The sequence below is a fragment of the Mycobacterium arosiense ATCC BAA-1401 = DSM 45069 genome, assembly GCF_002086125.1.
Lineage (GTDB): Bacteria > Actinomycetota > Actinomycetes > Mycobacteriales > Mycobacteriaceae > Mycobacterium > Mycobacterium arosiense.
In genome coordinates this window covers 1-281 of the sequence record NZ_MVHG01000316.1, presented here as the reverse complement: position 1 = coordinate 281, position 281 = coordinate 1, and the positions used below count along the sequence as shown (strand labels likewise).

Annotated in this window: 1 protein-coding gene; it reads right to left on the bottom strand. The window is 62.3% G+C overall.

Annotated features, from left to right (window positions below):
* On the bottom strand, positions 1-261 hold a 261-nt coding region (locus BST14_RS32035; protein WP_211280855.1), incomplete at its 3' end, for a 2-oxoglutarate dehydrogenase component E1 family protein.
* Positions 262-281: the final 20 nt, after the last annotated feature.

Here is a 281-nt window from a genome sequence, read left to right as displayed (position 1 = left end):
GTCGAACAGATTGGCCAGCGGTACGTAGACCGAGTCGTCCTTCTGGTTGTGCAGCACCGCGTGACGGTGCGAGAAGGTGCCACGGCCGACGTACTGGCCGGTCATCCGTACCGGATGGCCTTCGAACAGCAGGGTCGCGTAGGCCAGGGTCTCGGCGAAGCCCCAGTTGATCGGCAGGCCACCGGCCGCCATCTTCTGGCGATCTTCGTAGATCTTCGAAACCTGGCGCTGAACCACGAAGCCTTCCGGCACTTCCAGCATCTTGCTGGACAGTTCCTGCA